Source organism: Lacinutrix jangbogonensis, from assembly GCF_000797445.1.
In the GTDB taxonomy this organism is placed as follows: domain Bacteria; phylum Bacteroidota; class Bacteroidia; order Flavobacteriales; family Flavobacteriaceae; genus Lacinutrix; species Lacinutrix jangbogonensis.
This window is the reverse complement of the sequence record NZ_JSWF01000005.1, coordinates 1-1,622: the sequence shown is the minus strand read 5'-3', so window position 1 is coordinate 1,622 and position 1,622 is coordinate 1. Positions and strand designations below refer to the sequence as shown.

Annotated in this window: 1 pseudogene; it reads left to right on the top strand. The window is 54.2% G+C overall.

Annotated elements, in window-relative coordinates:
* Positions 1–1,045 precede the first annotated feature (1,045 nt).
* Positions 1,046–1,273: pseudogene (locus RH82_RS18645) on the top strand (hypothetical protein); the annotation flags it as partial.
* Between the last annotated feature and the right edge of the window lie 349 nt (positions 1,274–1,622).

Below are 1,622 nucleotides of genomic sequence, written 5' to 3'. Positions count from 1 at the left end.
GTGAGTTTTCGTTCCACTGAGCGTCAGACCCCGTAGAAAAGATCAAAGGATCTTCTTGAGATCCTTTTTTCTGCGCGTAATCTGCTGCTTGCAAACAAAAAACCACCGCTACCAGCGGTGGTTTGTTTGCCGGATCAAGAGCTACCAACTCTTTTTCCGAAGGTAACTGGCTTCAGCAGAGCGCAGATACCAAATACTGTTCTTCTAGTGTAGCCGTAGTTAGGCCACCACTTCAAGAACTCTGTAGCACCGCCTACATACCTCGCTCTGCTAATCCTGTTACCAGTGGCTGCTGCCAGTGGCGATAAGTCGTGTCTTACCGGGTTGGACTCAAGACGATAGTTACCGGATAAGGCGCAGCGGTCGGGCTGAACGGGGGGTTCGTGCACACAGCCCAGCTTGGAGCGAACGACCTACACCGAACTGAGATACCTACAGCGTGAGCTATGAGAAAGCGCCACGCTTCCCGAAGGGAGAAAGGCGGACAGGTATCCGGTAAGCGGCAGGGTCGGAACAGGAGAGCGCACGAGGGAGCTTTCAGGGGGAAACGCCTGGTATCTTTATAGTCCTGTCGGGTTTCGCCACCTCTGACTTGAGCGTCGATTTTTGTGATGCTCGTCAGGGGGGCGGAGCCTATGGAAAAACGCCAGCAACGCGGCCTTTTTACGGTTCCTGGCCTTTTGCTGGCCTTTTGCTCACATGTTCTTTCCTGCGTTATCCCCTGATTCTGTGGATAACCGTATTACCGCCTTTGAGTGAGCTGATACCGCTCGCCGCAGCCGAACGACCGAGCGCAGCGAGTCAGTGAGCGAGGAAGCGGAAGAGCGCCCAATACGCAAACCGCCTCTCCCCGCGCGTTGGCCGATTCATTAATGCAGCTGGCACGACAGGTTTCCCGACTGGAAAGCGGGCAGTGAGCGCAACGCAATTAATGTGAGTTAGCTCACTCATTAGGCACCCCAGGCTTTACACTTTATGCTTCCGGCTCGTATGTTGTGTGGAATTGTGAGCGGATAACAATTTCACACAGGAAACAGCTATGACCATGATTACGCCAAGCTTGCATGCCTGCAGGTCGACTCTAGAGGATCCCCGGGTACCGAGCTCGAATTCACTGGCCGTCGTTTTACAACGTCGTGACTGGGAAAACCCTGGCGTTACCCAACTTAATCGCCTTGCAGCACATCCCCCTTTCGCCAGCTGGCGTAATAGCGAAGAGGCCCGCACCGATCGCCCTTCCCAACAGTTGCGCAGCCTGAATGGCGAATGGCGCCTGATGCGGTATTTTCTCCTTACGCATCTGTGCGGTATTTCACACCGCATATGGTGCACTCTCAGTACAATCTGCTCTGATGCCGCATAGTTAAGCCAGCCCCGACACCCGCCAACACCCGCTGACGCGCCCTGACGGGCTTGTCTGCTCCCGGCATCCGCTTACAGACAAGCTGTGACCGTCTCCGGGAGCTGCATGTGTCAGAGGTTTTCACCGTCATCACCGAAACGCGCGAGACGAAAGGGCCTCGTGATACGCCTATTTTTATAGGTTAATGTCATGATAATAATGGTTTCTTAGACGTCAGGTGGCACTTTTCGGGGAAATGTGCGCGGAACCCCTATTTGTT